Genomic DNA, 25,038 nt, shown 5'->3' on the forward strand with positions numbered 1-25,038 from the left:
AGCTCCATTTACATGCGAAACACGCCGAAGCGGCTCGGCTCGATGGGGGCGTTCAGCGAGGCGGACAAGGCCAGGGCCAGCACGTCGCGGGTCTGCAACGGGTCGATGACACCGTCGTCCCACAGGCGCGCGCTGGAATAGTAGGGGTGGCCCTGGGTTTCGTACTGGTCGAGGATTGGCTGCTTGATCGCGGCTTCTTCTTCGGCGCTGAAAGCAACGCCCGCGCGTTCAGCCTGCTCACGTTTAACCTGCACCAGCACGCCGGCCGCCTGTTCGGCCCCCATCACGCCAATGCGTGCATTCGGCCACATCCACAAGAAACGCGGGTCATAGGCACGGCCGCACATACCATAGTTACCGGCACCAAAGCTGCCACCGATGATCACTGTGAACTTCGGCACCTTGGCGCAGGCCACTGCGGTGACCAGCTTGGCGCCGTGTTTGGCAATGCCGCCAGCTTCGTATTTCTGCCCGACCATAAAGCCGGTGATGTTCTGCAGGAACAGCAGGGGAATGCCGCGCTGACAGGCCAACTCGATAAAGTGCGCGCCTTTTTGCGCTGCTTCGGCAAACAGAATCCCGTTGTTGGCCAGGATCGCCATCGGGTAGCCGTGCAGGTGCGCAAAGCCGCACACCAGCGTGGTACCAAACAATGCTTTGAACTCATCGAACACTGAGCCGTCGACCAGCCGTGCGATCACTTCGCGCACGTCAAAGGGTTGCTTGGCGTCGGCCGGAATCACACCGTAGAGCTCTTCGCAGCTGTACAGCGGTGCTACGGGCGTGCGCTGCAACAGTTCGCCCTGCTTGCGCCAGTTGAGGTTGGACACGCTGCGTCGGGCCAGCGCCAGGGCGTGTTCATCGCTGTCGGCGTAGTGGTCGGCCACACCAGAGATCTTGCAGTGCACATCGGCACCGCCGAGGTCTTCGGCGCTGACGACTTCACCGGTGGCAGCCTTCACTAAAGGCGGTCCGGCGAGGAATATCGTCGCCTGGTTGCGCACCATGATTGCCTCGTCCGCCATCGCCGGCACATAAGCACCGCCGGCGGTGCATGAGCCCATCACCACGGCAATCTGCGGGATGCCTTGGGCACTCATATTGGCTTGGTTGAAGAAGATCCGCCCGAAGTGCTCGCGGTCCGGAAACACTTCATCCTGACGTGGCAGGTTGGCGCCGCCGGAGTCCACCAGGTAAATGCACGGCAGGCGATTCTGCTCGGCGATAGTCTGTGCACGCAGGTGCTTTTTTACAGTGAGGGGGTAGTAGGAGCCACCTTTCACGGTGGCATCATTGGCGACGATCATGCATTCGACGCCTTCCACGCGGCCGATCCCGGCAATCACGCCAGCGGCGGGCACATCTTCGCCATACACCTGATAAGCGGCCAATTGGCTGAGCTCAAGAAACGGCGAGCCTGGGTCGAGAAGACGGTTGATGCGCTCGCGTGGCAGCAATTTGCCGCGCGACGTGTGCCGCTCCTGAGCCTTGGCGCCGCCGCCTTGCTGCACATCGGCGAGCAGGCTGTGCAGGGCGTCGACCTGTTGGCGCATCGCCGCGCTGTTGGCGGCGAACTCCGCCGAGCGTGGGTTGAGCTGGGTGTGCAAGGTGGCCATGGTGCGCTCCTTCAGCGGGTTTCGTTGAAGAGTTCGCGACCGATCAGCATCCGGCGGATCTCACTGGTACCGGCGCCGATTTCGTACAGCTTGGCATCGCGCAACAGCCGCCCGGCAGGGAATTCGTTGATGTAGCCGTTGCCACCGAGAATCTGGATCGCATCGAGGGCCATTTGTGTGGCGCGTTCGGCGCTGTAGAGGATCACCCCGGCCGCATCCTTGCGCGTGGTTTCGCCACGTTCGCAGGCTTGGGCTACCGCGTAGAGATAGGCGCGGCTGGCGTTGAGTTGGGTGTACATGTCGGCGACCTTGCCCTGGATCAGTTGGAATTCGCCGATGCTCTGGCCAAACTGCTTGCGGTCGTGGATGTAAGGCACGATGAGGTCCATGCAGGCCTGCATGATCCCGGTGGGGCCACCGGAGAGCACCACGCGTTCGTAGTCCAGGCCGCTCATCAGCACTTTCACGCCGCCATTGAGTACACCGAGGATGTTCTCTTCGGGCACTTCCACGTCATCGAAAAACAGTTCGCAGGTGTTGGAGCCGCGCATGCCCAGCTTGTCGAACTTGTTGCTGCGGCTGAAGCCTTTCCAATCGCGCTCGACGATAAACGCGGTGATGCCGTGGGCACCTTTTTCCAGGTCGGTCTTGGCGTAGATCACGTAGGTGCTGGCGTCGGGGCCGTTGGTGATCCAGGTCTTGCTGCCGTTGAGCACGTAATGATCGCCGTGCTTGTCCGCGCGCAGTTTCATCGAGACCACATCGGAGCCGGCGTTCGGCTCACTCATGGCTAACGCGCCGACGTGTTCGCCGCTGATGAGTTTGGGCAGGTACTTGAGTTTTTGTTCATGGCTGCCGTTGCGGTTGATCTGGTTCACGCACAGGTTGGAGTGCGCGCCATAGGACAAGGCCACCGACGCCGAACCGCGGCTGATTTCTTCCATGGCCACCACGTGCGCCAGGTAACCCAGGCCGGCGCCGCCGTACTCTTCCGGCACAGTAATGCCTAGCAGGCCCATGTCGCCGAACTTGCGCCACAGGTCGGCGGGGAACAGGTTGTCGATATCGATCTGTGCCGCACGGGGCGCGATTTCCTTGCCCACGAACGACTGCACCTGGTCGCGCAGCATGTCGATGGTTTCACCGAGGGCGAAGTTCAGGGACGGGTAACTCATGGACAGGCACCTTAATGTGAGCTTTGTTTTTGTGTGGATGGCGCGCCAGGGAAGGGCGCTCACCTTTACGTTAACGTAAGCTTGCGTTAAGGCGCTGTCAATCGTAGTTTACGTTTACGTCAACCTACAAAAAAGACAACAGGGGTCGTTATGGATCAATCGAATCAGAGCTACAGCCGTGGCGTTCAGGACAAGACCTTGCTGGCCATGACGATTGGCCAGGCCTTTGATCGCACCGTTGCACAGTTTCCCGATGGCGAGGCTCTGGTGGTGCGCCATCAACAGCAGCGCTACACCTGGCAGCAACTGGCCCACGCCGTGGATTTACATGCCCGCGCATTCCTCGCACTGGGCATGCAGATCGGTGATCGCCTGGGTATCTGGGCACCCAATTGCGCCGAGTGGTGTATCAGCCAGATCGCCAGTGCCAAGTTGGGTGTGATTCTGGTCAATATCAATCCGGCGTACCGCAGCAGTGAATTGGAGTACGTGCTCAAGCAGTCCGGTTGCCAGTGGCTGGTATGCGCCGGGTCGTTCAAGACGTCCGATTACCACGCGATGCTCCAGGAATTGAAGCCCGAGCTGCGCGGCATCATCAGCCTCGACCCCAGTCCGCCCACGGGATTCCTGCCCTGGTCGCAGTTGGCCGCGCTCGGCGCTGGCATCGCGCCCGAACAATTGCACAACCGCCAGGCCAGCCTGCACTTCGACCAAGCCGTGAATATCCAGTACACCTCCGGCACCACCGGCTTCCCCAAGGGCGCGACCCTCAGTCATCACAATATCCTCAATAACGGCTATATGGTCGGCGAAAGCCTGGGTTTAACCGCGCAGGATCGCCTGGTGATCCCGGTGCCGCTGTATCACTGCTTTGGCATGGTGATGGGCAACCTGGGCTGCATCACCCACGGCACCACCATGATCTACCCCAATGACGGCTTCGACCCGCTGCTGACCCTCACTGCCGTCGCCGAAGAGCGCGCCACCGGCTTGTACGGCGTGCCGACCATGTTTATCAGCATGCTCGATCACCCACGTCTCGGCGACTTCGAGCTGTCTACCTTGCGCACCGGCATCATGGCCGGTGCGACGTGCCCCATCGAAGTGATGCGCCGGGTCATCAACGAGATGCACATGAGTGAGGTGCAGATTGCCTACGGCATGACCGAAACCAGCCCGGTGTCCCTGCAAACCGGCGCGGATGATGACCTGGAGCGTCGCGTCACCACGGTCGGCCGCACCCAGCCGCAGCTGGAAAACAAGATCATCGACGCTGACGGCAATACCGTCGCGCGCGGTGAAATCGGCGAGTTATGCACCCGTGGCTACAGCGTGATGCTTGGCTACTGGAACAACCCCGACGCCACCCGCGAAGCCATTGATGACGCCGGCTGGATGCACACCGGCGACCTGGCGAGCATGGACGCCCACGGCTACGTGTGCATCGCCGGGCGCAACAAGGACATGATCATTCGCGGTGGAGAGAACGTGTACCCGCGTGAGTTGGAGGAGTTTTTCTTCACCCATCCGGCGGTGGCGGATGTGCAAGTGATCGGTATTCCGGATGAGCGTTACGGTGAAGCCATCGTGGCCTGGGTCAAGTTTCATCCAGGCCATGTGGCCAATGAATTGGAACTGCACACCTGGTGCAAGGGGCGCATCGCGCATTTCAAGACGCCCAAGCATTTCAAGATCGTGGAGGAGTTTCCAATGACGGTCACGGGCAAGGTTCAGAAATTCCGCATGCGCGAGATCAGCATCGAGGAGTTGCGCGACGACGCCTGAAGCGGGGTGCATGTCTACTGCTGCGCGCGCCAGCGCGGTGCCTAAAGTGGCGCACGACTTCGCCACTTGACGGCCATACCGATGACAAACCGCACGATTGATCCCCCGACGCGCCCTCTTCAGGACGAGCACAGTCCACATGGACGGCTTATCAAGGACAACACACCTGACTGGTACACCGATGCGCTGGATCAGCGCAAAACCGAACTGGCCTCGTTGGCACTGAACATCCCGGATTGGTACAAAAAGGCCCCGGCGGCTGCGCGCGATCGCATGAGCACGATCCACTCACGCAGCAGGACGTCCTTGAACCAACTCGATCAGATGTTCAGTGAACTGAAGGGACCGGCAGAGTACGCCGAGCCGTTGTTGGTGGCAGCGATCGAGAAAACGTTCGGGCAGAGGTTGGATACCAGAAAAGCGTTTTATGCCCGCAAGCTGACCCAGCTGGAATGCGAGTCCGCCCCCAGAGAAGTCTCGATTTCCCACGCCAGCACATTGGCCCCGCAATTCTATTTTTACAAAGGCATCAGCTTGCTGGAGGCTGCGCTGAACAACTTCACCTCGCAAGAGGCAAGTGATCCGGTTTGCCAGGACTGCCACTTGATCACCTATTACAACTTTTACCAATATCCAAGCGACAAGCTTCATTCGCCAGGTAACGTCCAGTCACTCCCAGTGCGTATCAAGCCTCATGAGTTCGCCAAACTGTGTCGGGAACTCGATCTGGGGAGCTCCTACTACGAGTACGTGCGCACCTTTCTCAACAATCATATTCGAACCACCACCACGCCGGCGGGAATTGGCAAGCTTTACAGCACCCTGATTACCAGCCATCGGAACCAGTTGAAACTGGCCGCTGAGATTGCCTTGATGAAGGGGGACATCGGCGCTGCTCACCACCAGTTGATCAACGATCTGTTAATAGATCAGGCAGACCGCAAATGGGACGGCGAAGTGGTGAAGTTTTCGCCGTTGCGGTTACTCAATTTTGTGATCGAGAACATCCTGGTCATCGGTCCGGTGGTGTGGCGGACAAATGTGAGGAGTGCAGAGCTCGTGCCCCGACCATGCCTGGTATACATTCCCGGCGATCCACTCCATCCACTCAAGGTCTATGACCATGTTGCGGCCTTTACCGACGAGCTGACGACGCGTTTGTGTCATGTCGAATACCGCACATTCTTCAGCCAGTTCGTGCCACTTGCCGATCAGGATGGTTTTTTTACACAGTTGAAGACACTGCTGGATCCGGGGGCGGTATACGCCCACGATCAGGATTTTGCCCCGGCGCAAAAAAGCCGGATCCATCGTCAGGGAACCTATGCGTCGCCGTGGCGAGACGTCTGGATGGACTGCGCGATGCAGCGCATACGGCTGATCATGAGCAATGCCCGCACCAGTGTGGTGTCCACCCAGGATGTCGACGATCGGGTTTACAAAGCCTGGCTCTGGTCGTTCGGCAGCAAAGCGCTGGATATTCTCAATCTTGCCTCTTTCGTGGTGCCTTTCCTGGGAGAGGTGATGCTGGTCGTTGCCGCCGCGCAAGTGCTCTACGAGGTAGGTGAAGGGATTGATGCCTGGTCCCAGGACGATGCCCAAGCGGTTTGGGCACATTTTTCGGCGGTGGGTTTCAATCTGGCGGGGCTGGCGCTGCCCAAAGTGTTGGAGACAGCTAAAAATACGGCGTTCATCAAGCGGCTGGTGCATGTGGAACTCGGAGGGCGACCGCGTTTGTATGATTTCCAGCCGAGGTCATATCTGCATCAAATTGCGTTGCCCGACGGACAACGGCCAAACGCGCTAGGGCTCTATGTGCACGAAGCAGGTCTCTACTTGCCGGCAAAGGGGGGTGGTCATTACAAGGTCAAAGCCAGCGGTACCGATAACGAATTCAGGTTTGTGCACCCTGAGGGTGATACCCGCTATGCGCCACGTGTGCGACATAACGGCGAAGGTGCTTGGGTGCATGAGTTCGAACAACCGTTGACGTGGGATCGCCAAACCCTGTTGCGTCGCATGGGGCATACGGTCGATCACCTTAGCGATAGTCAGCTCGAGCAGGCGAGGGCGATCAGTGGCGTCACAGATGACGAGTTGCGTCGGGTGTTCATCGAGCACCGGCCGCCTGCGCCACTCCTCAAAGATATGCTGCGGCGGTTTGAATGCGCCGCTAAATACCAGTCATTTATTGATCGGTTGAGCCACTCAGACCCTTGGTTTTTTAGCCAGGTCGATTGGTTCACACAAGTCCAGTTGTTGCTCGAGTGTGGGATGTGGCCCGAGTCGCGCGTGTTGGTGGCGCTGGATGCTGAGGGCAATCAGGTGTGGTGTTCAGCTGTTCCGAGTGATTCGTCCTCGGTCGTCACGCTTGGGCATGAGGAACTGAAAAGTGGCCGCCTCTTTTCGTCATTCAGGGAGCAGTTGACGGAGCCCGAAATTCGCCACTTATTGGGCGAAAAAAAGATGACGCAAGAGGCTGTATCAACGCTGTTCCTAAGGACCCGAGACGTTTCATCCGAGACTTCGTCCTCCGCGATCGAAGAACGTGACGATGGAGATACTGATCCGCTGATGCAGTATTTGCGTACACATTATGCGAGGGTGGTGAGGTACCGGGATTGCTTGCTTGAGGCGGCCTATAGCACCAAAGTCAAGCTGTTCAACCGGGAGATATCAGCCGGTGATGTATCCAGTGACGCGAACGTAAAACTGATCCAGCGCGACTTTCCGGGTCTGCCTAAACTGGCCGCCGAAGAAATAGTCAGCCATGCCACTAGTCAGGAACTGACAAGCATGCAGGCCGGGTCACGTTTGCCTTTACGCCTGGCCGAGGAAGCGCGTGTTTACTGGCAGAAGGCGCGAGTCATGCGGGCACACGCTGATCTCCTGTTCGACAACCAATTCACGTTGGACGTCGTACGGCTGGCCTTGCACAAGATGGCCTCGCTGCCCGGACTTCTGGAAGGGGTGTCTGTTGAGCTACGCGAGGGCGCTTACGATGGTCCTCTGCTGGACCGGGTGGGCGATACGAGCGCGCCCAGGCAACTGCGTCTTATCCATACCGACCTGAAGGAGTGGAAACTCTGCAGCGGCCCGGAAAAAGCAGAGTACTGGCGCAGTGATGAAGGCGCGTTCTTTAACGCGCTCTGGATGGCAAGCAGTGGCAAGTTCACAGGGTGGGCCGAATTCAATAGGGCTGCCCAACGCTTGAAGATGCAGATTGCGCAACAGCCGCTGAGCGAGCTGGCGAGCCGGCGCGCACTTGGCTTGAAAACAATCAAACCCGGTTTCAAATCACCCATGCGTCTGGCTGACGGGCGCATAGGGTATCCACTCAGCCCGGTGGGCGGCGCTGGCGAGCGTCCGTCTGTTTGTACGATGAAAGCAATGTCGCTGTACCCGTCGAAGTCCATGGCAGAGGTCGAGGTCATGCTCGACCTTCAAGGCGCTGGCGACGCTGTACTTCTGGCGAAGTTGACCCAACTCGAAGCTGAGCTTGCAGACTTGGACACGGCGCTGGCCCGTTGGCAGCAGGAGGGCGGATCGGGTTATGCAAGCGCCAGGCGCAGAGTGTCGGGCACCATCAAGGCTGCCTGGCGTAGAAGTTCTGCGCAGGCATTGGCTGGGGATCAGACGCCGATCGGCCATGTACTGGACTTGTCGCATGAAGTGATTGGCGAATTGCCTGCGATAACCGCAAATATGGATCACGTGGGCAGCCTGGTTCTACGTCGAATGGCGCTTTCAGACAGCTCACTGCCTTTTCTGAACGCATTCGGCGGCTTGCGCTGGCTGGACATGCGAGAGAACAACCTGACGCAACTGCCAGATTTCGCTAATGGCGGGTCCGGGCTGACTAAACTCTATTTGAGTGGAAACGATATCCAGTTGACCGAATCGAGCCGCCTGCGTCTGGAGAGAATGCAGAGCCTGAAGATTCTGAATCTCAGCGATAATCGTCGACTGGGATGGCAGGCCGACCTGCGCCGCCTGCGCAATTTGAACCAGCTTTATCTTTCGGATACCGGCACGGAGACCTTTCCTATCGGCGCCGAACAACTACCTCAACTGGCCCGCGTCGATCTGCACACCAATCGGATCACGACGTTACCTGAATACGCTTATCAGCATCCGGACCGCATCATCGTGCACGACAATCCATTGTCGGCGGCTACCCTGGCGCGGCTGGGTGAGCCTTTCAACGCGGCGCATTTGGGGGAGCACATCACGGTCGACGAAGCGCGCGGCTTGTGGCTGGGAGCGTTGTCGGCCAGCGAATCAGCCCGGCGCGGCGGGATCTGGGACGAACTCAGGGCCCATCCTGAGTCAGCCGCTTTTTTTACCGTGGTGTCCGATACTACTCGCAGCGCGGAATTCAGCAGTGATGTGACGCGCCCGGTACTGGCGCAGCGCGTGTGGAACATGCTCGAGGCCGCAAGCGAAAGCCAGGCTATCCGAGCGTCGTTATTTGCAGCTGCCGATGATCGAGTCACCTGTGGCGACGGCAGTTCGGTCGAATTCATGAATCTTGAGAGTGAATTGCTGGGGGCGAGGGCACTCGAGTTGGCAGGCGTTGAGAGCGAAGAGGGCGCCTTGGTATCCACGGGCAGAAAGTTGTTTCGTCTAGCGTTGGTAGACGCCATTGCCGAACGGGATGTCGCGGCGAGAGGACCCGGGTTTACCGAGCAGGTTGAAGTCATTCTGGCTTATCGCACCCGGCTTGCGGTATCGCTGGATTTGCCGGTCCAATCCCGGGACATGTTGTTTGCGCAACAGGCCGCTGTGAGTCAAACGGATATCGATAATGCGGGCGCAGAGGTGCAAAGAGAAATGCGCAATGCGGCTAAAGAGGCGGACTTTTTTATCGGGCGCCTGTTCTGGGATAAGCACCTGCGCACCCGATACCCTCAGGAACTTGAGGCGTTAATGAAGCCGGACCTGGTTCTGATAGACGAAAAGAGCACTGCGCTGTTCGATATTTCAGATTTGCAAGGCGAGCAAGACGCCGCTGTAGATCCAGCCACAAAAGCACTGTGGCAGACAAAACATGATGAGGCAGTCGACCGGTTGGCGCGCCTGTTGAGTATGCGCAGGGATCAAATCCTGGTGAACGGCTCGATGCAAAGCGTGTTTTTTGAGCGTGAACTCAAGCAGCTAGGGGCTGAGCGGCAGGCGCTGGAACAACGAACGCTGCACACCTTGACGCGGCGGGTGTTCAACAACTTCGCGGCCTCAGGTGGGACCGCCCTGTAATCGCACGGTGCAGAAAGCACAAAGGGGACCCTAGGGTCCCCTTTAATTTGTCGTTGCGTGCTCTTTTTTTATTATTGAGGGGCGGTCTATTGTTGTTTTTGGCAACCGTTACCCTTTACCGCTGTTTTTGGCGACCCCCATTCGGGGTCAAGAGCAAACGTATTTTTTTGAGCGCTGATCTGCTTCTTCGTTATCGATCCAACCAGTGGGTAGCTACCTGAGGTAGTTTTATTTTTCTCTAACCGGTTGCGGGTTTCGGCACGCCGTACCCTGCAAAGCACATCTTCTCCAAAAAAATCTGTTAGCTGCGTCTCTGCCGTGTTGTTTTTGTTATGTCAGAGTCGTTTCGTCTTATTTTTATTAGGTTTGGCGCTTTTTATTCTTGTTATGCCATAGAGATAGCAGAAGCCGTGCCAACTTTGTAAATTCCTTTAAAATCAATGGTTTGATTTTTTTGTGGGAGGTGGCCTACGGCAAATACGACAAAATATGTTCCCGTGTTACTCGTTGTGTAGGTGTGCGGTAACACATTGTCACGGCTACGCTACTCAACTGGCGTTGCCTGCCTTGGCCACGCGCGACCCTGTCGGTCGGCCCAGCACGTTGCTGATTTGCTGGCCCGCACGAATCAACGCCTCCAGGTCTATACCGGTCTCGATGCCCAATCCGTTGAGCAGGTACACCACATCTTCGGTGGCAACGTTACCGCTGGCGCCTTTGGCATAGGGGCAGCCGCCAAGGCCCGCGATAGAGCTGTCGAACACGGTGATCCCTTCCAATAGGCTGGCGTAGATATTCGCAACGGCCTGGCCATAGGTGTCATGGAAGTGCCCGGCCAACTTTTCTCGTGGCACGTGGGCGCCGACCACCTCGAACAGTCGCCGCGTCGCGCCCGCCGTACCGGTGCCGATGGTGTCGCCCAGGGACACTTCATAGCAGCCCATGGCATACAACTCGCGCGCGACCATCGCCACCTGTTCCGGCGCTATCTCGCCCTCATACGGGCAACCCAGTACGCACGAGACATAACCACGCACGCTGATCCCATGTTGCTTGGCCGCGGCCATGATCGGCGCGAAGCGTTCCAGGCTTTCGTTGATGGAGCAGTTGATATTGCGCTGGGAGAACGCCTCGGACGCCGCCGCAAACACCGCTACTTCCTTGACGCCAGCCGCCAACGCGTCCTCAAAACCGCGCAGGTTCGGCGCCAGGGCACCATAGGTCACGCCAGCTTTACGCTGAATCTGTGCAAACACCTCGGCAGAACCGGCCATCTGCGGCACCCATTTGGGCGATACAAAACTGCCGACCTCGATATAGCTCAAGCCCGCAGCGCTGAGGGCGTCCACCAGTTGAACCTTGTCCGCCACGCTGATGGGTTGGGCTTCGTTCTGCAAACCGTCGCGCGGGCCGACTTCCACCAGGCGTACGTGTAAGGGGAGGGACATGGCAGTTACCTTCTGATCAATGGCCAACCTGGCTCATGGTGTGGGCCAGGGCCTGGGTGCAGCGCTCTTCGGCGGTGTCCAGCTCCAGCTTCATTTGTTCGATATCCAGCAGTTGCTGTTCCAACTGTTCACGGCGCTCGGCGATCTTGGCCAGCATGCTGTTGAGTTGGATGTGGTTGCCGCCGGAGGGGTCGTAGAGCTCGATCAGCTCGCGGCATTCGGCCAGGGAAAACCCGATGCGCTTGCCACGCAGGATCAGCTTGAGGCTGACCTTGTCGCGCGCCGAGTAGATGCGCTCCTGGCCCCGGCGTTCCGGGGCCAGCAGGCCTTGTTCTTCGTAGAAGCGAATGGCGCGTGTGGTGATGTCGAGCTCGCGGGCGAGGTCGGAGATGCTGTAGGTCGTGCTCATGGGTGTGCCCGAGAAGATGTCTTGGGCGCTAAGCTAATGGCTGCTTGACGTTAACGTCAAGGGGCGCGCTCTTGTAGTGAGCGGGCTTGCCCCGCGCTGGGTGGCGAAGCCGCCCCAAACCGGGCGACCTGGGTGTATCTGGGACTCGGTGGTGTCTCGTCTAGGGCGGCTTCGCCACCCAGCGCGGGCGGTGCGACGATTCGACAAGCCCGCTCACTACAGTCAGGCCTGTTTGCCATCCAACTTCTTTTCATGGGCCGTCACCTGCTGGCACAACTCGATCATCTGCTCGCGCATCCAACGGTTCGCCGGGTCTTGATCGGTGCTTTCGTGCCAGTACAGGTGGGTTTCCACCGGCGGCACATCGTTGACCGGCAGGTTGAACCAGTGCAGTTCGTGGCGGCGGGCGAAGCGTTCGGGCACGGTCATGACCATGTCGGTCTGCTGCAACACTTGCGAGGCCATCAGGTAGTGCTGGGAGCGCAGGGCGATCTTGCGCTGGATGCCCATTTTGCCCAGTGCCAGGTCAACGTGGCCCAAGCCGTTGCGGCGGCTGGAGATATGGATGTGGGTCAGCGCCAGGTAGTCATCCAGCGTCAGCTTGTCTTTGCCAGCCATGGGATGACCCTTGCGCATGGCGCACACATAGCGGTCTTCCATCAGCTTGACGTGGCGCACCTGCGGGTCGGTGTTGAGCGGCGCATCCACGGCAAAGTCCAGGCGCCCGGCGGCCAATTCCTTGGTGGTCTCGCGGCGTTTGGACAGGAAACTCTCGATCACCACCGTCGGCGCCAGGCGGCGCAAGCGCTGGAACAGCGGCGGCAGAATCACCGCCTCGGTGAGGTCGGTCATGCTGATGCGGTAGGTCTTGGCCGCCTGCTGCGGGTTGAAAATCCGGCTTTCCTGCACCGACACCCGCAGCAACGACAATGCATTACGCACGGGGCCGATGATGTTCTGCGCCATCGGCGTGGGCACCATGCCTTGGGCAGTACGCACGAACAGCGGGTCGTTGAAGGTCTCGCGCAGGCGTGCCAGAGCGTTGGACACCGCCGGTTGGGTGATGCCGACAATCTGCCCGGCGCGGGTCAGGTTGGCTTCGGTGTAGATCGCGTCAAAGACGATAAACAGGTTGAGGTCGACCTTGCTCAGATTCATTGGGTTGCGCTCTTATTGTTAGGGTGCCGATAGGCCGATCATATATCGGTGATGAATGTTAATACACGCCGAGAATAGGCTAGGTAAATTATCAACGCTGTTCTAGCATCGATTGCATGACCTAAACAACCTCTCAGAGAAGTGAGCTGCTCATGGATTTCGCCTATTCGCCCAAGGTTCAGGAACTGCGTGAACGCGTCACTGCATTCATGGATGCTTACGTTTACCCGGCCGAGCCGGTGTTCGAACGCCAGGTCAGCGAAGGTGATCGCTGGCAGCCCACGGCAATCATGGAAGAGCTGAAAGCCCGCGCCAAAGCCGAAGGCCTGTGGAACCTGTTCCTGCCGGAATCCGAACTGGGCGCTGGCCTCACCAACCTTGAATACGCGCCGCTGGCCGAAATCATGGGTCGCTCACTGTTGGGCCCGGAGCCGTTCAACTGCTCCGCCCCTGATACCGGCAATATGGAAGTGTTGGTGCGCTACGCCAACGAAGCGCAAAAACAACGCTGGTTGGCGCCGCTGCTGCGTGGTGAAATTCGCTCAGCCTTCGCCATGACCGAACCGGACGTAGCGTCTTCGGACGCCACCAACATGGCTGCCCGCGCCGAGCGCCAGGGCGACGAATGGGTGATCAACGGCAAGAAATGGTGGACCTCCGGCGCCTGCGACCCGCGCTGCAAGATCCTGATCTTCATGGGCCTGAGCAACCCGGATGCGCCGCGCCATCAGCAGCACTCGATGATCCTGGTGCCGGTGGACACCCCCGGCGTGAAGATCGTGCGCCCGCTGCCAGTGTTCGGCTACGACGACGCGCCCCATGGGCATGCTGAAGTGCTGTTCGACAATGTGCGCGTGCCCTATGAAAACGTGCTGCTCGGCGAAGGCCGTGGTTTTGAGATTGCCCAAGGCCGCCTTGGCCCAGGCCGTATCCACCACTGCATGCGCTCCGTCGGCATGGCTGAGCGTGCACTGGAGTTGATGTGCAAACGCTCCGTCAGCCGCACCGCGTTCGGCAAGCCGCTGGCCCGTTTGGGCGGCAATATCGACAAGATCGCCGACTCACGCATGGAGATCGACATGGCGCGCCTGCTGACCTTGAAGGCGGCGTACATGATGGACACTGTGGGCAACAAGGTCGCGAAAAGTGAAATCGCCCAGATCAAAGTGGTCGCGCCGAATGTGGCCTTGAAGGTGATTGACCGTGCGATCCAGATCCACGGCGGCGCGGGCGTCTCCAACGACTTCCCGCTGGCCTATATGTACGCCATGCAACGTACGCTGCGATTGGCGGATGGGCCGGATGAAGTGCACCGCGCCGCGATTGGCAAGTTTGAGATTGGCAAGTATGTGCCTAAAGAGTTAATGCGCAGCGGGCAGTAACACCGCGTCGCCTGCATTCGCGAGCAAGCCCGGCTCCCACATTCGACCGAGTTTTTAAGGAGAACACGGTCTAATGTGGGAGCCGGGCTTGCCCGCGATGAGGCCAGTCTGAACAACCCAAAACCCAAGGTTCAGTACACCCAAACCTCCACCCGCCGATTCTTGATCCTGCCTTCATCCGCCGTATTTGCGGCCACCGGCATCTGTGCCCCAAACCCACGAATATCGCGCAATACCACACCGTTCTTCACCAGCTCCCGACGCACCGCCATCGCCCTCAACTTAGATAACAACGCCGCCCGTTGCGGGTCATTCTTGGCATCACCAAACCCCACCAATGTCACCTGCTTATCCAGCTTGTCGTGGCTTTTCAGATACGCCACCACCCGTTGCAAATCCTGGCGCGCCTTGTTGTCCAGGCTGGCACTGCCTTCTTCGAAGCGAAAATTCACGGTCAAACGCTGAGCGTCACGCGCGATGGCCTGATAGTCCTCGGGCATCGACGCGCGCGGCTCGACGGCGATCGCCTGTACCTGCTGCGCGATAAACCCGTTGGCCGCCACAATCGCCTGGCCCTTGCTGCTCTGGGTAAAGTCCACCAGTGCCTTGGCCCACGGGTTATGACCCGATGGCGGCAGGTAGAAAAACAACCGTCGCGACAGCGGGTAATCCTCGGTGGCAATCAGGCTGTTCAGCGGCAACATGGGGTGCGAGTCGCCATCCACAATCGCCACCGCCTTCGCCTGACGCACATAAGGCAGGCCGATAAAACCGATGCCCTGAGGGTCCTGGCTGACCGCGTCGGACAGCTGTTCGCTGGACTCGAAGCGTTTGGCACCTGCGCCGAGCGGCTTGCCACGCAAGCGCAGCACCAGTTCCTTGAAGGTGTCGTAGGTGCCGGACTGATCATCGCGCGCATACAAATGAATCGGCCCGCCGATGCCGCCTAATGCTTCCCACGTGCTGATTTCGCCATTGAAGATCTGCGCCAGTTGCTCGGTATTCAGGGTGTTCAACGGGTTTCGCGGGTTGAGGATGATGGCCAGCCCGTCGATGGCGATCACCTGTTCGGCTTCGGGGCTTTTCAGGTCGCCGAGGGGTTCGAGGTCGACCAGTTCGCTGTCCTTGATCGGACGGGACGAGGCTGCCAGGTCGGCCGTGGCTTTTTTCAGCGCCATGAAACCGGTGCTGGAGCCGTGGGCAGCGACCTCGATCGACACGGTCTTGCCTTGGCGCGTCTTGCCGGTCACGCGCTGTTCATTGGCACCTTGCGCCGGTTCAATGCGCACCGCCTGCAGGCCCTGATGTTCCATCAACCCCTTGGCCAGCGCGGGCCCCAGCGCCGCGCCAATGGTATTGGAACCCTGGATGCGTAATGCAGGGCCTTGATCGGGAGCGGGTAGGGGGGCGGAAGCAGCGTAGAGAGGAAAGAGTGCCAGCAGAAACAGAACGCGCAGCATCATGCCGGCACCTTCTTAAGCCAAAGGGAGTGCCGCGAGAATAAGTCAGGCCGGTTGCAGAAATATGACTGATAAGCCAGGGGTCCAGTTGTGGGAGCAGGCAAGCCAGCTCCCACATTGAAGGGGGGTGTCAGCTCAATTCAAGCCAGATCGGCGCATGGTCGGACGGCTTCTCCAGCCCGCGCAGATCGTAATCCACGCCCGCATCCTTGACCCTTGGCAGCAAGCCATTGGACGCCAGGATCACGTCGATGCGCAGCCCGCGCTTGGGCTCATCTTCAAACCCACGGCTGCGGTAGTCGAACCAGCTGAAGCGGTCGGCCACATCCGGGTTGAGGTGGCGGAAGCTGTCGACCAGGCCCCAGTTCTTCAGGCGGGCCATCCATTCGCGTTCTTCGGGCAGGAAACTGCACTTGCCGGTCTTGAGCCAGCGCTTGGCGTTGTCGGCGCCGATGCCGATGTCGCAGTCTTCCGGGGAAATATTCACGTCGCCCATCACTACCAGCGCCTGGTCATTGCGGAACTGGCTTTCCAGCAACTGTTGCAAGTCTTCATAGAAGCGTTGCTTGGCCGGGAACTTGGTCGGGTGGTCGCGGCTTTCGCCTTGAGGGAAGTAGCCATTCATGATGGTGACCGGTTGGCCGTTTTCGTCGGCGAAGGTGCCCCAGATAAACCGGCGCTGGGCGTCTTCTTCGTCGGTGGCAAAACCCTTGTGCAGGCTCAACGCCGGCAGGCGCGAGAGCAGCGCCACACCGTAATGGCCTTTTTGCCCGTGGTAGTACACGTGATAGCCAAGAGCTTGCACTTCGGCCAACGGGAACTGGTCGTCGTGGACTTTGGTTTCCTGCAGGCCGATCACATCCGGCTGGTGCTTCTCGATCAGCGCCGCCAGCTGATGAGGGCGGGCGCGCAGCCCGTTGATATTGAAGGAGACGATTTTCATGGTCGGCAGTCCAGTCCTGGCAAAAGGGCGATGCTAGCCGACAAGTCGGACGGGGGCCAGCGTGGCGGTAGGGCAGTTGCGCTGCTAATGTCTGGGAACGACTCGTGCTGCGTGGGTTCGTACCCATAAGAACGCCGCCTTCTGAGCGGTGCCCAGGGAGATTCACTGTATGCCAGACACTTCGACCGCCATTGGCGAAATCCGCTTGCTCAACAGCGGCTATTCCCGCGAGGCCCGTTCCCTGCTGTACCAGGCCTATCGGCATGAGCCAACATTTGCCTATATCTTTGAAGCGGAACGTTCAGGTTATGAGCAGCGAGTGCGCGCCACCGTGCGCGAACTGGTCAAGCAGCATTTCTTCCAGAAGCTTCCGGCCATCGGCCTGTTCGTCAATGACCGGCTCATCGGCATCGCCCTGATCGCTCCCCCGCAGCGGCGCCTGGGGATTACCGAGAGCTGGGCCTGGCAAATCCGTATGTGGCTGAGCACCGGCGTGCGCGGCACGCGGCGTTACCTCGACTACCACCATGCGGTGCTGGCGTGCCTGCCAAGTGAGTCGGTGCATGTGCTGCCGCTGCTGGGTATTCACCCGCAATTCCAGGGCAAACACTACGGCGAGCAGTTGCTTGAGGCGGTGCACAACTGGTGTGCCGACGACCCGCACTCATCCGGTGTGGTGCTGGACACCGGCAATTCGCGCTACTTGGATTTCTATAAGCGCCAGGGGTATGAAGAGATCGGTGAAGTCGCTGTAGGACCTGTCGTGGAGCACGTGTTTTTTCATCCCAACCCGCAGTCGTCACATGCTGCAACGGCTTGATGCAGAATTTTTCAGAATTTTCCGAGTTCTAAAGTGCTCTCCAGCTCGTGTAGCATCCGCGCCTATGAAGTTTCCAGGAAGATTTACCAGCGGCTTGATTCTGCTGTTCACAAGCTGCGGCGCGTTGGCGCAAAGCGAACTGGACGTGCGGATCAAGCCCTCAAACGATGCGTTGAAAGCCAACATCGAAGGCTACATCGGCGGGGTGGGCGATCGTGATGAAGAGGCCTTGCTGCGGTTCAGCCGTGGCGCCGAGGAGCAGGCGCGAAAAGCAGCCCAGGCCCTGGGCTTCTATCAGCCACAGATCGAAAGTGATGTGAAGGGCGGCAAGAACCCGCGCCTGATCCTCACCATCGACCCCGGCGAGCCGTTGCATTTGCGAGACGTGACCATACGGGTCGACGGCCAAGCCGCAGACCTCAAGGCCTTTCGCGTGCCCGTCAGCGACGACCTCAAATCCGGCGCCGTGCTCAACCACGGCCATTACGAAGACGCCAAGCGGCTGATCCAGAACCAGGCCTCGCGCTACGGTTTCTTCAGCGGGCGTTTTACCAAACAGAAGCTGTCGGTGGACCCGCAGGCGGGCGTCGCCGATATCGAACTCATCTATGACAGCGGCCCGCGCTACACCTTGGGCAAGGTGAGCTTTGCCGGCGACACGCCGTTTGACGAAGAGCTGCTGCAACGCATGGTGCCGTTCAAAAGCGGCACGCCCTACGATTCCGAATTGATCGCCGAACTCAACCAGAACCTGCAAGCCAGCGGCTTTTTCGAAGGCGTGCGCGTGGACGCTGCGCCGGCCGCCTCGACGGATGACATCATCCCGGTGGCTGTGCGCCTGGAGACCCGCAAGCCCCGCACCATGGGGCTGGGCCTTGGTTTTTCCACCGACGTTGGCCCGCGCGGCAAAGCCAACTGGACCCGTCACTGGGTCAACCCCCAGGGCCATAGCTATGGCTGGGAAGCCGAGCTGTCGGCGCCGCGACAGAACGTCGGCCTGTGGTACGACATTCCGCTCGACCCCCCGCTCACCGACAAACTGCGCTTCGCCGGTGGCTATCAGAACGAAGAAATCGCCAACACCGACACCGTGAGTAAATTGCTCACCCTTGGCCCCGAGTGGCATAGCAAGTTGCCCAGCGGCTGGACCCGGGTGATCTCGCTCAAGTATCAGCGTGAAGAATATCGCCTGGGCAACGACTCCGGCTTGAGTAACCTGGTGATGCCGGGGATCAGCTACTCCTACCTGCGCAGCGACAACCGCATTGACCCGCACCACGGCTACCGCCTGCAATTCGACACCAAGGTCGCCAAAGAGGGCTTGGGCTCCGACACCAACCTGCTTTACGGCACGGCCATGGTCAAGGGCCTGACTACCTTGTGGGACAACCACCGCTTTCTGGCCCGCGCCCAGGTCGGCGGCAGTGCCACCAACGGTTACAAATCGGTGCCGCCGTCGTTGCGCTTTTTTGCCGGTGGTGACCAGAGCGTGCGCGGTTATGAGTACCAGACGCTGTCGCCCGAGAACGACCGCGGCGACCGCATCGGTGGCCGCTACATGGTTGCCCTCAGCGCCGAGTATCAATATTCCATCGCCGAGAAATGGCGGATCGCGACGTTTATCGACCAGGGCAACTCGTTCAATTCCCTGGACCTGCCCAGCCTGAAAACCGGCGTCGGCGTCGGTATCCGCTGGGTCTCGCCGGTCGGCCCGATCCGCCTTGACCTGGCCCACGCCCTCGAAGATCCGGGCGGCGTTCGATTGCACTTTTCCATGGGGCCTGAGCTGTGATGCGTGGTGTGAAAAGAGCGGGGCTGGCCGTGGTTGCCATCCTCGCCGTGCTGTTATTGGCGTTGTGGGCGTTACTCGGCACCCAGGCCGGCAGCCGCTGGGCGTTGGCCCGCGTACCGGGTTTGAGCGTAGAGAATTTCCAGGGGCATTTGGGCGACCAGTGGAGCGCCGACCATCTGCTGTGGCAGCAAGACAGCAGCCGCGTCGAACTCCAGGCACCGACCGTGGATTGGTCGCCCGCCTGCCTGTTGCGCATGACGGTGTGCATCAATCGGTTGGACGTGGACCAGGTCAGCCTGCAATTTCCGCCGGGCACTGAGGAAAGCAGCGGTCCGATCCAGTTACCCGACCTGAAACTGCCGGTAGCGATCCAGTTGGGCGACGTTCGCGTCGGTCGCCTGCTGTTCAACGGCAGCGAAGAACTCAAGGGCCTGCAATTGGCGGCGCATTGGACGGCTGCCGGCCTGCAGATCGACTCTGTGCACCTGCAACGCGATGATCTGGTACTGGACCTGGCCGGTTTGCTGCAACCCACCGGCGATTGGCCGCTGACCGCGACTGGGAATGTAAGCCTGCCGTATGCGCCAGGTGGTGCACCTTGGGCGGTGGCGTTGAAGATTGATGGGGATTTGTTAAAGACGCTCAAGCTTGATGCAGACAGCAGCGGCTATCTGCCAGCCAAGCTCACGGGCGAACTGCAACCCTTGGCAGAAAACCTCCCGGCCCAATTGCACATCACCGCCGACGGTTTCAAGCCCAGCGCCGATCTACCGGACACCTTGCAACTCAACAAACTCGATCTCACCGCTAAAGGTGACTTGAAGCGCGGCTACCAATTGTTGGGCAAGGCCGTGCTCCCTGCGGAAAAAGGCCCGGTGGATGTGCTGCTGCAAGGCCGGGTTGACGCCAAGGGCGCGCAGATCGCCGGCCTGGACCTGAATGCCGGAGACAAGCAAAGCCTCAAGCTGACGGCCCAACTGGATTGGCAACAAGGCTTCAGCGCCGACGCCAGGATCGACTGGCTGGACTTCCCTTGGCATCGTCTCTATCCGGTTATCGACGAGCCGCAAGTCGCACTGCGTACCTTTAACGGTGAGGTCTCCTACAAAGACGGTAACTACCTGGGCAACCTCAAGGCCGACCTCGACGGCCCGGCGGGCAAGTTCAATGTGGTCACGCCGTTCAGTGGCGACCTCAAGCAAGTCTTCCTGCCCGAGCTGAAACTCACCGCCGGCCAAGGCAAGGCCGAAGGCCACTTGAACCTGCAATTCGCTGACGGCATCGCCTGGGACACCGCGCTCGACCTGTCGGCCCTGAACCCGGCGTACTGGGTTGCTGAACTGCCCGGCACCCTGGCCGGCCCCCTGCGCAGCAAGGGCGAGTTCAAGAACGAGCAGCTCAAGCTGAATGCCGACCTCGACCTCAAGGGTCGCCTGCGCGGGCAAACTGCCGTGCTGGCGGCCAAGGCCGAAGGCGCGGGCGAGCAGTGGACCCTGGCCAACCTGGATATCCGCCTGGGCGACAACCGCATCAACGGCAGCGGCAGCCTGCAACAACGCCTGGCTGGGCAGATCGATATCAAGCTGGCGCGCCTGGCCCAGCTGTGGCCGCAGTTGCGCGGGCAGGTTAATGGCCGACTCGACGTGGCCGGCAGCCTCAAGGCCCCCCAAGGCAAGCTCGGCCTCAAAGGCCAGCAATTGGCGTTCGCCGACAATCGCCTGCAAAGTCTTACCCTCGACGCCAGCCTCGATAACGCCCAGCGCGCCAGGATCGACCTCAAGGGCAGCGGCATTCAAAGCGGTGACACTCAGGTCGGCACCCTGACTGCCAGCGCCCAGGGCGATATCAAGAACCAGAAGGTCCAACTGGACCTGGCCGGCCCCTTGGTCAAGCTGGCCCTGGCGTTGGATGGCAACCTCGACAAAAGCAATTGGCGCGGGCGCCTCGCCAGTGGTGATGTGCAAGCGGGCGGCCAGGACTGGAAGCTGCAAGCACCAGCGAAGATCGAACGCATGGCCGATGGCAAGCTGACGTTTGCCGCACACTGCTGGGTCTCCGGCCCTGCCAGCCTGTGCGGCGAAGACCAGCGGCTGATGCCCGAGCCAAAGTTGCGCTACCACCTCAAGCAATTTCCCATCGACAGCCTGGCGGCGTTTTTGCCCAAGGATTTCGCCTGGAAGGGCAAGCTCAACGCCGACCTGCAGCTCGATCTGCCGGACAGCGGCCCCAAAGGCGTGGTTTCGGTTGACGCCAGCGGTGGCACCTTGCGCGTCAAGGACAAGGACCAGTGGCTGGATTTCCCCTATGACACGCTGAAGCTGGAAACCACGCTCAACCCCAAGCGTATCGACACCCAGCTGGACTTCCGTGGCGGCAAGCTCGGCGAGCTGATGGTGCAAGCGCAGATCAACCCGTTGCCGAAGAACAAACCGATCACGGGCACGTTCACCCTTGCCGGCCTGGACCTCGCGGTGGCGCGGCCGTTTGTGCCGATGGTGGAAACCCTCAGCGGCAAGCTCAATGGCAACGGGCGCATCTCCGGTGGCTTGTTGGCACCTCTGGTCAACGGCAGCGTGAACCTGGTGGGCGGTGAGATTTCCGGTCCGGAACTGCCCATTAGTCTGGAAGGCCTGAACGTGCAGGCGCTGATCGCCGGTGAAAGCGTGCAGCTCAACGGCGGCTGGCGCAGCGGCAAAGCCGGGCAGGGCAGCCTCAAAGGGCAGATCGACTGGGGCCAGGCCCTGGTGGTGGACCTCAGCCTGCAAGGCTCGCAGTTACCGGTCACGGTTGAACCTTATGCCGTGCTGGAAGTGGCGCCCGACCTGAAAATCACCCTCAAGAATGACAAGCTCGCCGTCGCCGGCAACGTGCACATCCCGCGAGGCGATATCATCGTGCGCGAGTTGCCACCGTCCACCGTGAAGGTCTCGGATGACACCGTGATCGTGGGCAGCCAGACCGAAGAGGGCAAGCCGCCGATGGCGATGGCCATGGACATCAACGTGGTGGTGGGTGAAGACAAGCTCAACTTCTCGGGCTTTGGCCTCACCGCCAAGGTGCAGGGCCAGGTGCACATCGGCGACAACCTCGACACCCGTGGCGAGCTGTGGCTCAACGATGGCCGCTACCGCGCCTACGGGCAGCGGCTCGATGTGCGGCGTGCACGGCTGCTGTTCGCCGGTCCGTTGGACCAGCCGTACCTCGATGTCGAAGCGATCCGCAAGACCGACGATGTCATCGCCGGTATCCGCCTGAGCGGCAGCGCCGAGCAGCCCACCACGCAAATCTTCTCCGAACCGGCCATGAGCCAGGAACAGGCGCTGTCCTACCTGGTGCTGGGCCGTCCGCTGAGCTCCACCGGTGAAGACAACAACATGCTTGCCCAGGCGGCGTTGGGCCTGGGGTTGATGGGCAGCGCCGGGGTGACCTCGGACCTTGCCACCAAGTTGGGCATCCAGGATTTCGACCTGGATACCCAGGGCAGCGGCAACAACACCGCCGTGGTCGCCAGCGGCAAAATCACCGAAAAGCTCAGCCTGCGTTACGGGGTAGGGGTGTTCGAACCGGCCAGTACCATCGCCTTGCGCTATTTGTTGAGCAAGAAGGTGTACCTGGAGGTGGCGAGTGGTGTGGCCAGTTCGTTGGATATCTTCTACAAACGCGATTTCTAAAACCCGGCACTGTTCAAAACGGTGGGAGCTGGCTTATGTGTGCGCTGGCTCCCACATTGTGTCTGCCTTCCAAACCACTCGTCGCGAAATTACAAAGCAAGCTAACTATTCCATTTGACATTCGCTGCCTAAGCAGTAATATCTCGTCACACATTCACTGCCTAGGCAGTAATAAGGTGACTTCCGATGAAACACTTCACCCCGGATAACTTCCACAACTGCCACCTCGGGCTTTTGCTTGGGCGTGCCGCAATCCTCAAAGACCGCATCATCGACACCCACATGGAACCCCACGGCATCACCGCCGCGCAGTTCAAGGTGTTGATCATCATGGCTCAGTTCGGCGTCGACACCCCGGCTGAGCTGTGCCGCCACCTGTCTCTGGACAGCGGTTCAATGACGCGCATGCTCGACCGCCTGGAGCATAAAGGGCTCCTGGGCCGCAAGCGTTCAGAGCTGGATCGACGCCAAGTGCAGCTGGTGCTCACCCCGGACGGCCAGCGCCTGGCAGACATGCTGCCGTTCATCGGCGCCGATGCGTTGAACCAGTTGGCCGGCGCACTGGAGCCGGGTGAGTTGGAAACCCTGGAAAAGATCCTCAAGAAAATTCTGATAGCTGCAGGTGATCCGATCACTATCCAGCGGGTAGGTAACCAATGAACACACGCGCCCTTTGCCTGGTGCTGGTGGCCATGAGCATGGCCGGTTGCGCCAATTACAGCGGCCTCGACACCCAGGGCAAGCGCCTTGACGCCAATACCCTGCAAACCGGCAAGTCCTTGAGTGGCGTGGCCTTGTCGAGTGCCGCCTGGCCCAGCGCCGACTGGTGGAAAAGCCTCGGCGACCCGCAGCTCGACGGCCTGATCCAGGAAGCCCTGCAAAACAGCCCCGACATGCAAGTCGCCAGCGCCCGTGCCCATCAGGCCGAAGCCGCCGCCTACGCCGCCAATGCCGAGCGCATGCCGACCCTGGATGCCAGCGCCGGTGTGAGCCGCTCGCGCCTGGCCAAAGACCAGGACCCGCGCGGCGAAGGCGATGCCTATTCGACCGTGCGCAACATCGGCGCCAGCTTCAACTACAACTTCGACCTCTGGGGCGGCCAGCGCGCTGCCTGGGAAGCCGCGCTGGGCGAGGCACGCGCCGCCCAGGTTGATCAACAGGCCGCGCGCCTGACCCTGGCCGCCAACGTCGCCAAGGCCTACAGCGACTTGGGCCAGGCGCATATCGTGCGTGACCTGGCCAATGACGACCTCAAACGCACCCGGCAGATGCTTGACCTGAGCAAACGCCGCCTGGACTCGGGCATTGACAGCCAGTACCAGTACCAACAAACCGAAAGCCTGGAAGCCAGCTCCCAGTCGCAACTGATCGATGCGGAAAAACAACTGCAGAGCGCAAAAATCGCCCTGGCGGTGTTGCTCGGCAAAGGCCCGGACCGTGGCAACGAGCTGGCCCGTCCCAACGTGCTGAAGCCCAGCGCAGTCGCCGTGCCTTCAGTGCTGCCGGCTGAACTGCTGGGCCGTCGCCCGGACCTGATCGCCGCGCGCTGGCGTGTCGAGGCGGCGGGCAAGAATATCGACGCGAGCAAAACCCGCTTCTACCCCAACCTCAACCTGAGCGCGAGCGCCGGGGCCGAGTCGTTGCTGGGGGACGCGATGTTTGGTTCGGCCAGCCGCTTCTTCAATATCGCGCCGACGATCTCGCTGCCGATCTTCGACGGCGGCCGCCTGCGCGCCGACCTCGATGCCCGCGACGCCGACTACGACCTGGCCGTGGCCCAGTACAACAAAACCCTGGTGCAAGCCCTCGGTGATATCGGCAACACCCTTTCGCAACTGCGCGACACCGGCCGGCAGATCCAGGCCCAGCAACACGCCGCGGACATTGCCCAGCAGTCCTACGACACCGGCGTTCAACGCTACAGCTCCGGCATCGGTAACTACCTGGATGTGCTCAGCATCGAGCAGCAGTTGCTGCAGGCCCAGCGTCAGTTGGCGAGCCTGAATGCTGCGCAGATCGATCTGTCGATTCAATTGATGCAGGCCCTGGGTGGCGGATACGAGGCCAACAATGTGGCCGCGACCACCCCAGCCACCCGCTCGGAATAATTTGAGGTATTTGTC

Annotated in this window: 15 protein-coding genes; 8 read left to right on the plus strand and 7 right to left on the minus strand. The window is 60.3% G+C overall.

Annotated elements, in window-relative coordinates; genetic code table 11:
• Window positions 1-8: 8 nt before the first annotated feature.
• Window positions 9-1,616 carry a carboxyl transferase domain-containing protein gene (locus tag BFP95_RS27320; RefSeq protein ID WP_065910973.1) on the minus strand — a complete coding sequence of 536 codons (1,608 nt, stop codon included), beginning with the start codon at window positions 1,614-1,616 and terminating at the stop codon, window positions 9-11.
• Window positions 1,617-1,627: 11 nt separating this feature from the next.
• Window positions 1,628-2,791: an isovaleryl-CoA dehydrogenase gene (locus tag BFP95_RS27325; protein WP_065910974.1), complete on the minus strand. Its 1,164-nt coding sequence runs from the start codon at window positions 2,789-2,791 to the stop codon at window positions 1,628-1,630.
• A 150-nt stretch (window positions 2,792-2,941) separates the two neighbouring features.
• On the opposite strand from BFP95_RS27325, the gene BFP95_RS27330 reads away from it, so the two are divergent.
• Both BFP95_RS27330 and BFP95_RS27335 read left to right on the plus strand, forming a co-directional pair.
• Window positions 2,942-4,576, plus strand: a complete 1,635-nt coding sequence (locus BFP95_RS27330; RefSeq protein WP_065873464.1) for an AMP-binding protein — start codon at window positions 2,942-2,944, stop codon at window positions 4,574-4,576.
• Between the two features lie 81 nt (window positions 4,577-4,657).
• The gene (locus tag BFP95_RS27335) at window positions 4,658-9,832 is read left to right on the plus strand and encodes an NEL-type E3 ubiquitin ligase domain-containing protein (RefSeq protein WP_065910975.1); all 5,175 of its coding nucleotides are present in this window, start codon (window positions 4,658-4,660) and stop codon (window positions 9,830-9,832) included.
• 548 nt (window positions 9,833-10,380) lie between these two features.
• Here the strand turns inward: BFP95_RS27335 and BFP95_RS27340 are convergent.
• From BFP95_RS27340 to BFP95_RS27350, 3 genes are all read right to left on the minus strand, one after another.
• The gene (locus BFP95_RS27340; protein ID WP_065911059.1) at window positions 10,381-11,280 is read right to left on the minus strand and encodes a hydroxymethylglutaryl-CoA lyase; all 900 of its coding nucleotides are present in this window, start codon (window positions 11,278-11,280) and stop codon (window positions 10,381-10,383) included.
• A gap of 16 nt (window positions 11,281-11,296) precedes the next feature.
• Window positions 11,297-11,689 (minus strand): MerR family transcriptional regulator, encoded by a 393-nt coding sequence (locus BFP95_RS27345; protein ID WP_065881821.1) that lies wholly within the window; start codon window positions 11,687-11,689, stop codon window positions 11,297-11,299.
• Window positions 11,690-11,911: 222 nt separating this feature from the next.
• Window positions 11,912-12,847: a LysR family transcriptional regulator gene (locus tag BFP95_RS27350; RefSeq protein ID WP_049712614.1), complete on the minus strand. Its 936-nt coding sequence runs from the start codon at window positions 12,845-12,847 to the stop codon at window positions 11,912-11,914.
• Window positions 12,848-12,999: 152 nt separating this feature from the next.
• On the opposite strand from BFP95_RS27350, the gene BFP95_RS27355 reads away from it, so the two are divergent.
• A complete protein-coding gene (locus tag BFP95_RS27355) occupies window positions 13,000-14,229 on the plus strand; it encodes an acyl-CoA dehydrogenase (RefSeq protein WP_065873461.1) in 1,230 nt (409 codons plus the stop codon).
• A gap of 131 nt (window positions 14,230-14,360) precedes the next feature.
• On the opposite strand, the gene BFP95_RS27360 is transcribed toward BFP95_RS27355, so the two are convergent.
• The gene (locus tag BFP95_RS27360) at window positions 14,361-15,692 is read right to left on the minus strand and encodes a substrate-binding domain-containing protein (protein ID WP_065881823.1); all 1,332 of its coding nucleotides are present in this window, start codon (window positions 15,690-15,692) and stop codon (window positions 14,361-14,363) included.
• A 127-nt stretch (window positions 15,693-15,819) separates the two neighbouring features.
• Window positions 15,820-16,632, minus strand: coding sequence for an exodeoxyribonuclease III (gene xthA / locus BFP95_RS27365; protein ID WP_065873459.1), 813 nt, complete (start codon window positions 16,630-16,632; stop codon window positions 15,820-15,822).
• A gap of 169 nt (window positions 16,633-16,801) precedes the next feature.
• On the opposite strand from xthA, the gene BFP95_RS27370 reads away from it, so the two are divergent.
• The 5 genes from BFP95_RS27370 to BFP95_RS27390 all read left to right on the plus strand — a co-directional run bounded on the left by BFP95_RS27370 (window position 16,802) and on the right by BFP95_RS27390 (window position 25,023).
• Window positions 16,802-17,452 (plus strand): GNAT family N-acetyltransferase, encoded by a 651-nt coding sequence (locus BFP95_RS27370; protein WP_065873458.1) that lies wholly within the window; start codon window positions 16,802-16,804, stop codon window positions 17,450-17,452.
• 64 nt (window positions 17,453-17,516) lie between these two features.
• The gene (locus BFP95_RS27375) at window positions 17,517-19,244 is read left to right on the plus strand and encodes an autotransporter assembly complex protein TamA (protein WP_065910976.1); all 1,728 of its coding nucleotides are present in this window, start codon (window positions 17,517-17,519) and stop codon (window positions 19,242-19,244) included.
• Window positions 19,244-22,915 carry a translocation/assembly module TamB domain-containing protein gene (locus BFP95_RS27380; protein ID WP_065910977.1) on the plus strand — a complete coding sequence of 1,224 codons (3,672 nt, stop codon included), beginning with the start codon at window positions 19,244-19,246 and terminating at the stop codon, window positions 22,913-22,915. Before BFP95_RS27375 ends, BFP95_RS27380 begins: the two co-directional genes overlap by 1 nt.
• Window positions 22,916-23,101: 186 nt before the next feature.
• Window positions 23,102-23,575, plus strand: a complete 474-nt coding sequence (locus tag BFP95_RS27385) for a MarR family winged helix-turn-helix transcriptional regulator (RefSeq protein ID WP_065881829.1) — start codon at window positions 23,102-23,104, stop codon at window positions 23,573-23,575.
• Window positions 23,572-25,023, plus strand: coding sequence for an efflux transporter outer membrane subunit (locus BFP95_RS27390; RefSeq protein WP_065910978.1), 1,452 nt, complete (start codon window positions 23,572-23,574; stop codon window positions 25,021-25,023). The genes BFP95_RS27385 and BFP95_RS27390 overlap by 4 nt, the downstream gene beginning before the upstream one ends.
• Window positions 25,024-25,038: the final 15 nt, after the last annotated feature.

Source organism: Pseudomonas sp. 58 R 12 (assembly GCF_900005865.1).
Classification (GTDB): Bacteria; Pseudomonadota; Gammaproteobacteria; order Pseudomonadales; family Pseudomonadaceae; genus Aquipseudomonas; species Aquipseudomonas tritici.

Coding starts and splice junctions, on each gene's coding strand:
- BFP95_RS27375 (WP_065910976.1), top strand. CDS start 17,517: ATGAAGTTTCCAGGAAGATTTACCAGCGGCTTGATTCTGCTGTTCACA.
- xthA (WP_065873459.1), bottom strand. CDS start 16,632: ATGAAAATCGTCTCCTTCAATATCAACGGGCTGCGCGCCCGCCCTCAT.
- BFP95_RS27380 (WP_065910977.1), top strand. CDS start 19,244: ATGCGTGGTGTGAAAAGAGCGGGGCTGGCCGTGGTTGCCATCCTCGCC.
- BFP95_RS27320 (WP_065910973.1), bottom strand. CDS start 1,616: ATGGCCACCTTGCACACCCAGCTCAACCCACGCTCGGCGGAGTTCGCC.
- BFP95_RS27330 (WP_065873464.1), top strand. CDS start 2,942: ATGGATCAATCGAATCAGAGCTACAGCCGTGGCGTTCAGGACAAGACC.
- BFP95_RS27350 (WP_049712614.1), bottom strand. CDS start 12,847: ATGAATCTGAGCAAGGTCGACCTCAACCTGTTTATCGTCTTTGACGCG.
- BFP95_RS27340 (WP_065911059.1), bottom strand. CDS start 11,280: ATGTCCCTCCCCTTACACGTACGCCTGGTGGAAGTCGGCCCGCGCGAC.
- BFP95_RS27385 (WP_065881829.1), top strand. CDS start 23,102: ATGAAACACTTCACCCCGGATAACTTCCACAACTGCCACCTCGGGCTT.
- BFP95_RS27360 (WP_065881823.1), bottom strand. CDS start 15,692: ATGATGCTGCGCGTTCTGTTTCTGCTGGCACTCTTTCCTCTCTACGCT.
- BFP95_RS27370 (WP_065873458.1), top strand. CDS start 16,802: ATGCCAGACACTTCGACCGCCATTGGCGAAATCCGCTTGCTCAACAGC.
- BFP95_RS27355 (WP_065873461.1), top strand. CDS start 13,000: ATGGATTTCGCCTATTCGCCCAAGGTTCAGGAACTGCGTGAACGCGTC.
- BFP95_RS27325 (WP_065910974.1), bottom strand. CDS start 2,791: ATGAGTTACCCGTCCCTGAACTTCGCCCTCGGTGAAACCATCGACATG.
- BFP95_RS27335 (WP_065910975.1), top strand. CDS start 4,658: ATGACAAACCGCACGATTGATCCCCCGACGCGCCCTCTTCAGGACGAG.
- BFP95_RS27390 (WP_065910978.1), top strand. CDS start 23,572: ATGAACACACGCGCCCTTTGCCTGGTGCTGGTGGCCATGAGCATGGCC.
- BFP95_RS27345 (WP_065881821.1), bottom strand. CDS start 11,689: ATGAGCACGACCTACAGCATCTCCGACCTCGCCCGCGAGCTCGACATC.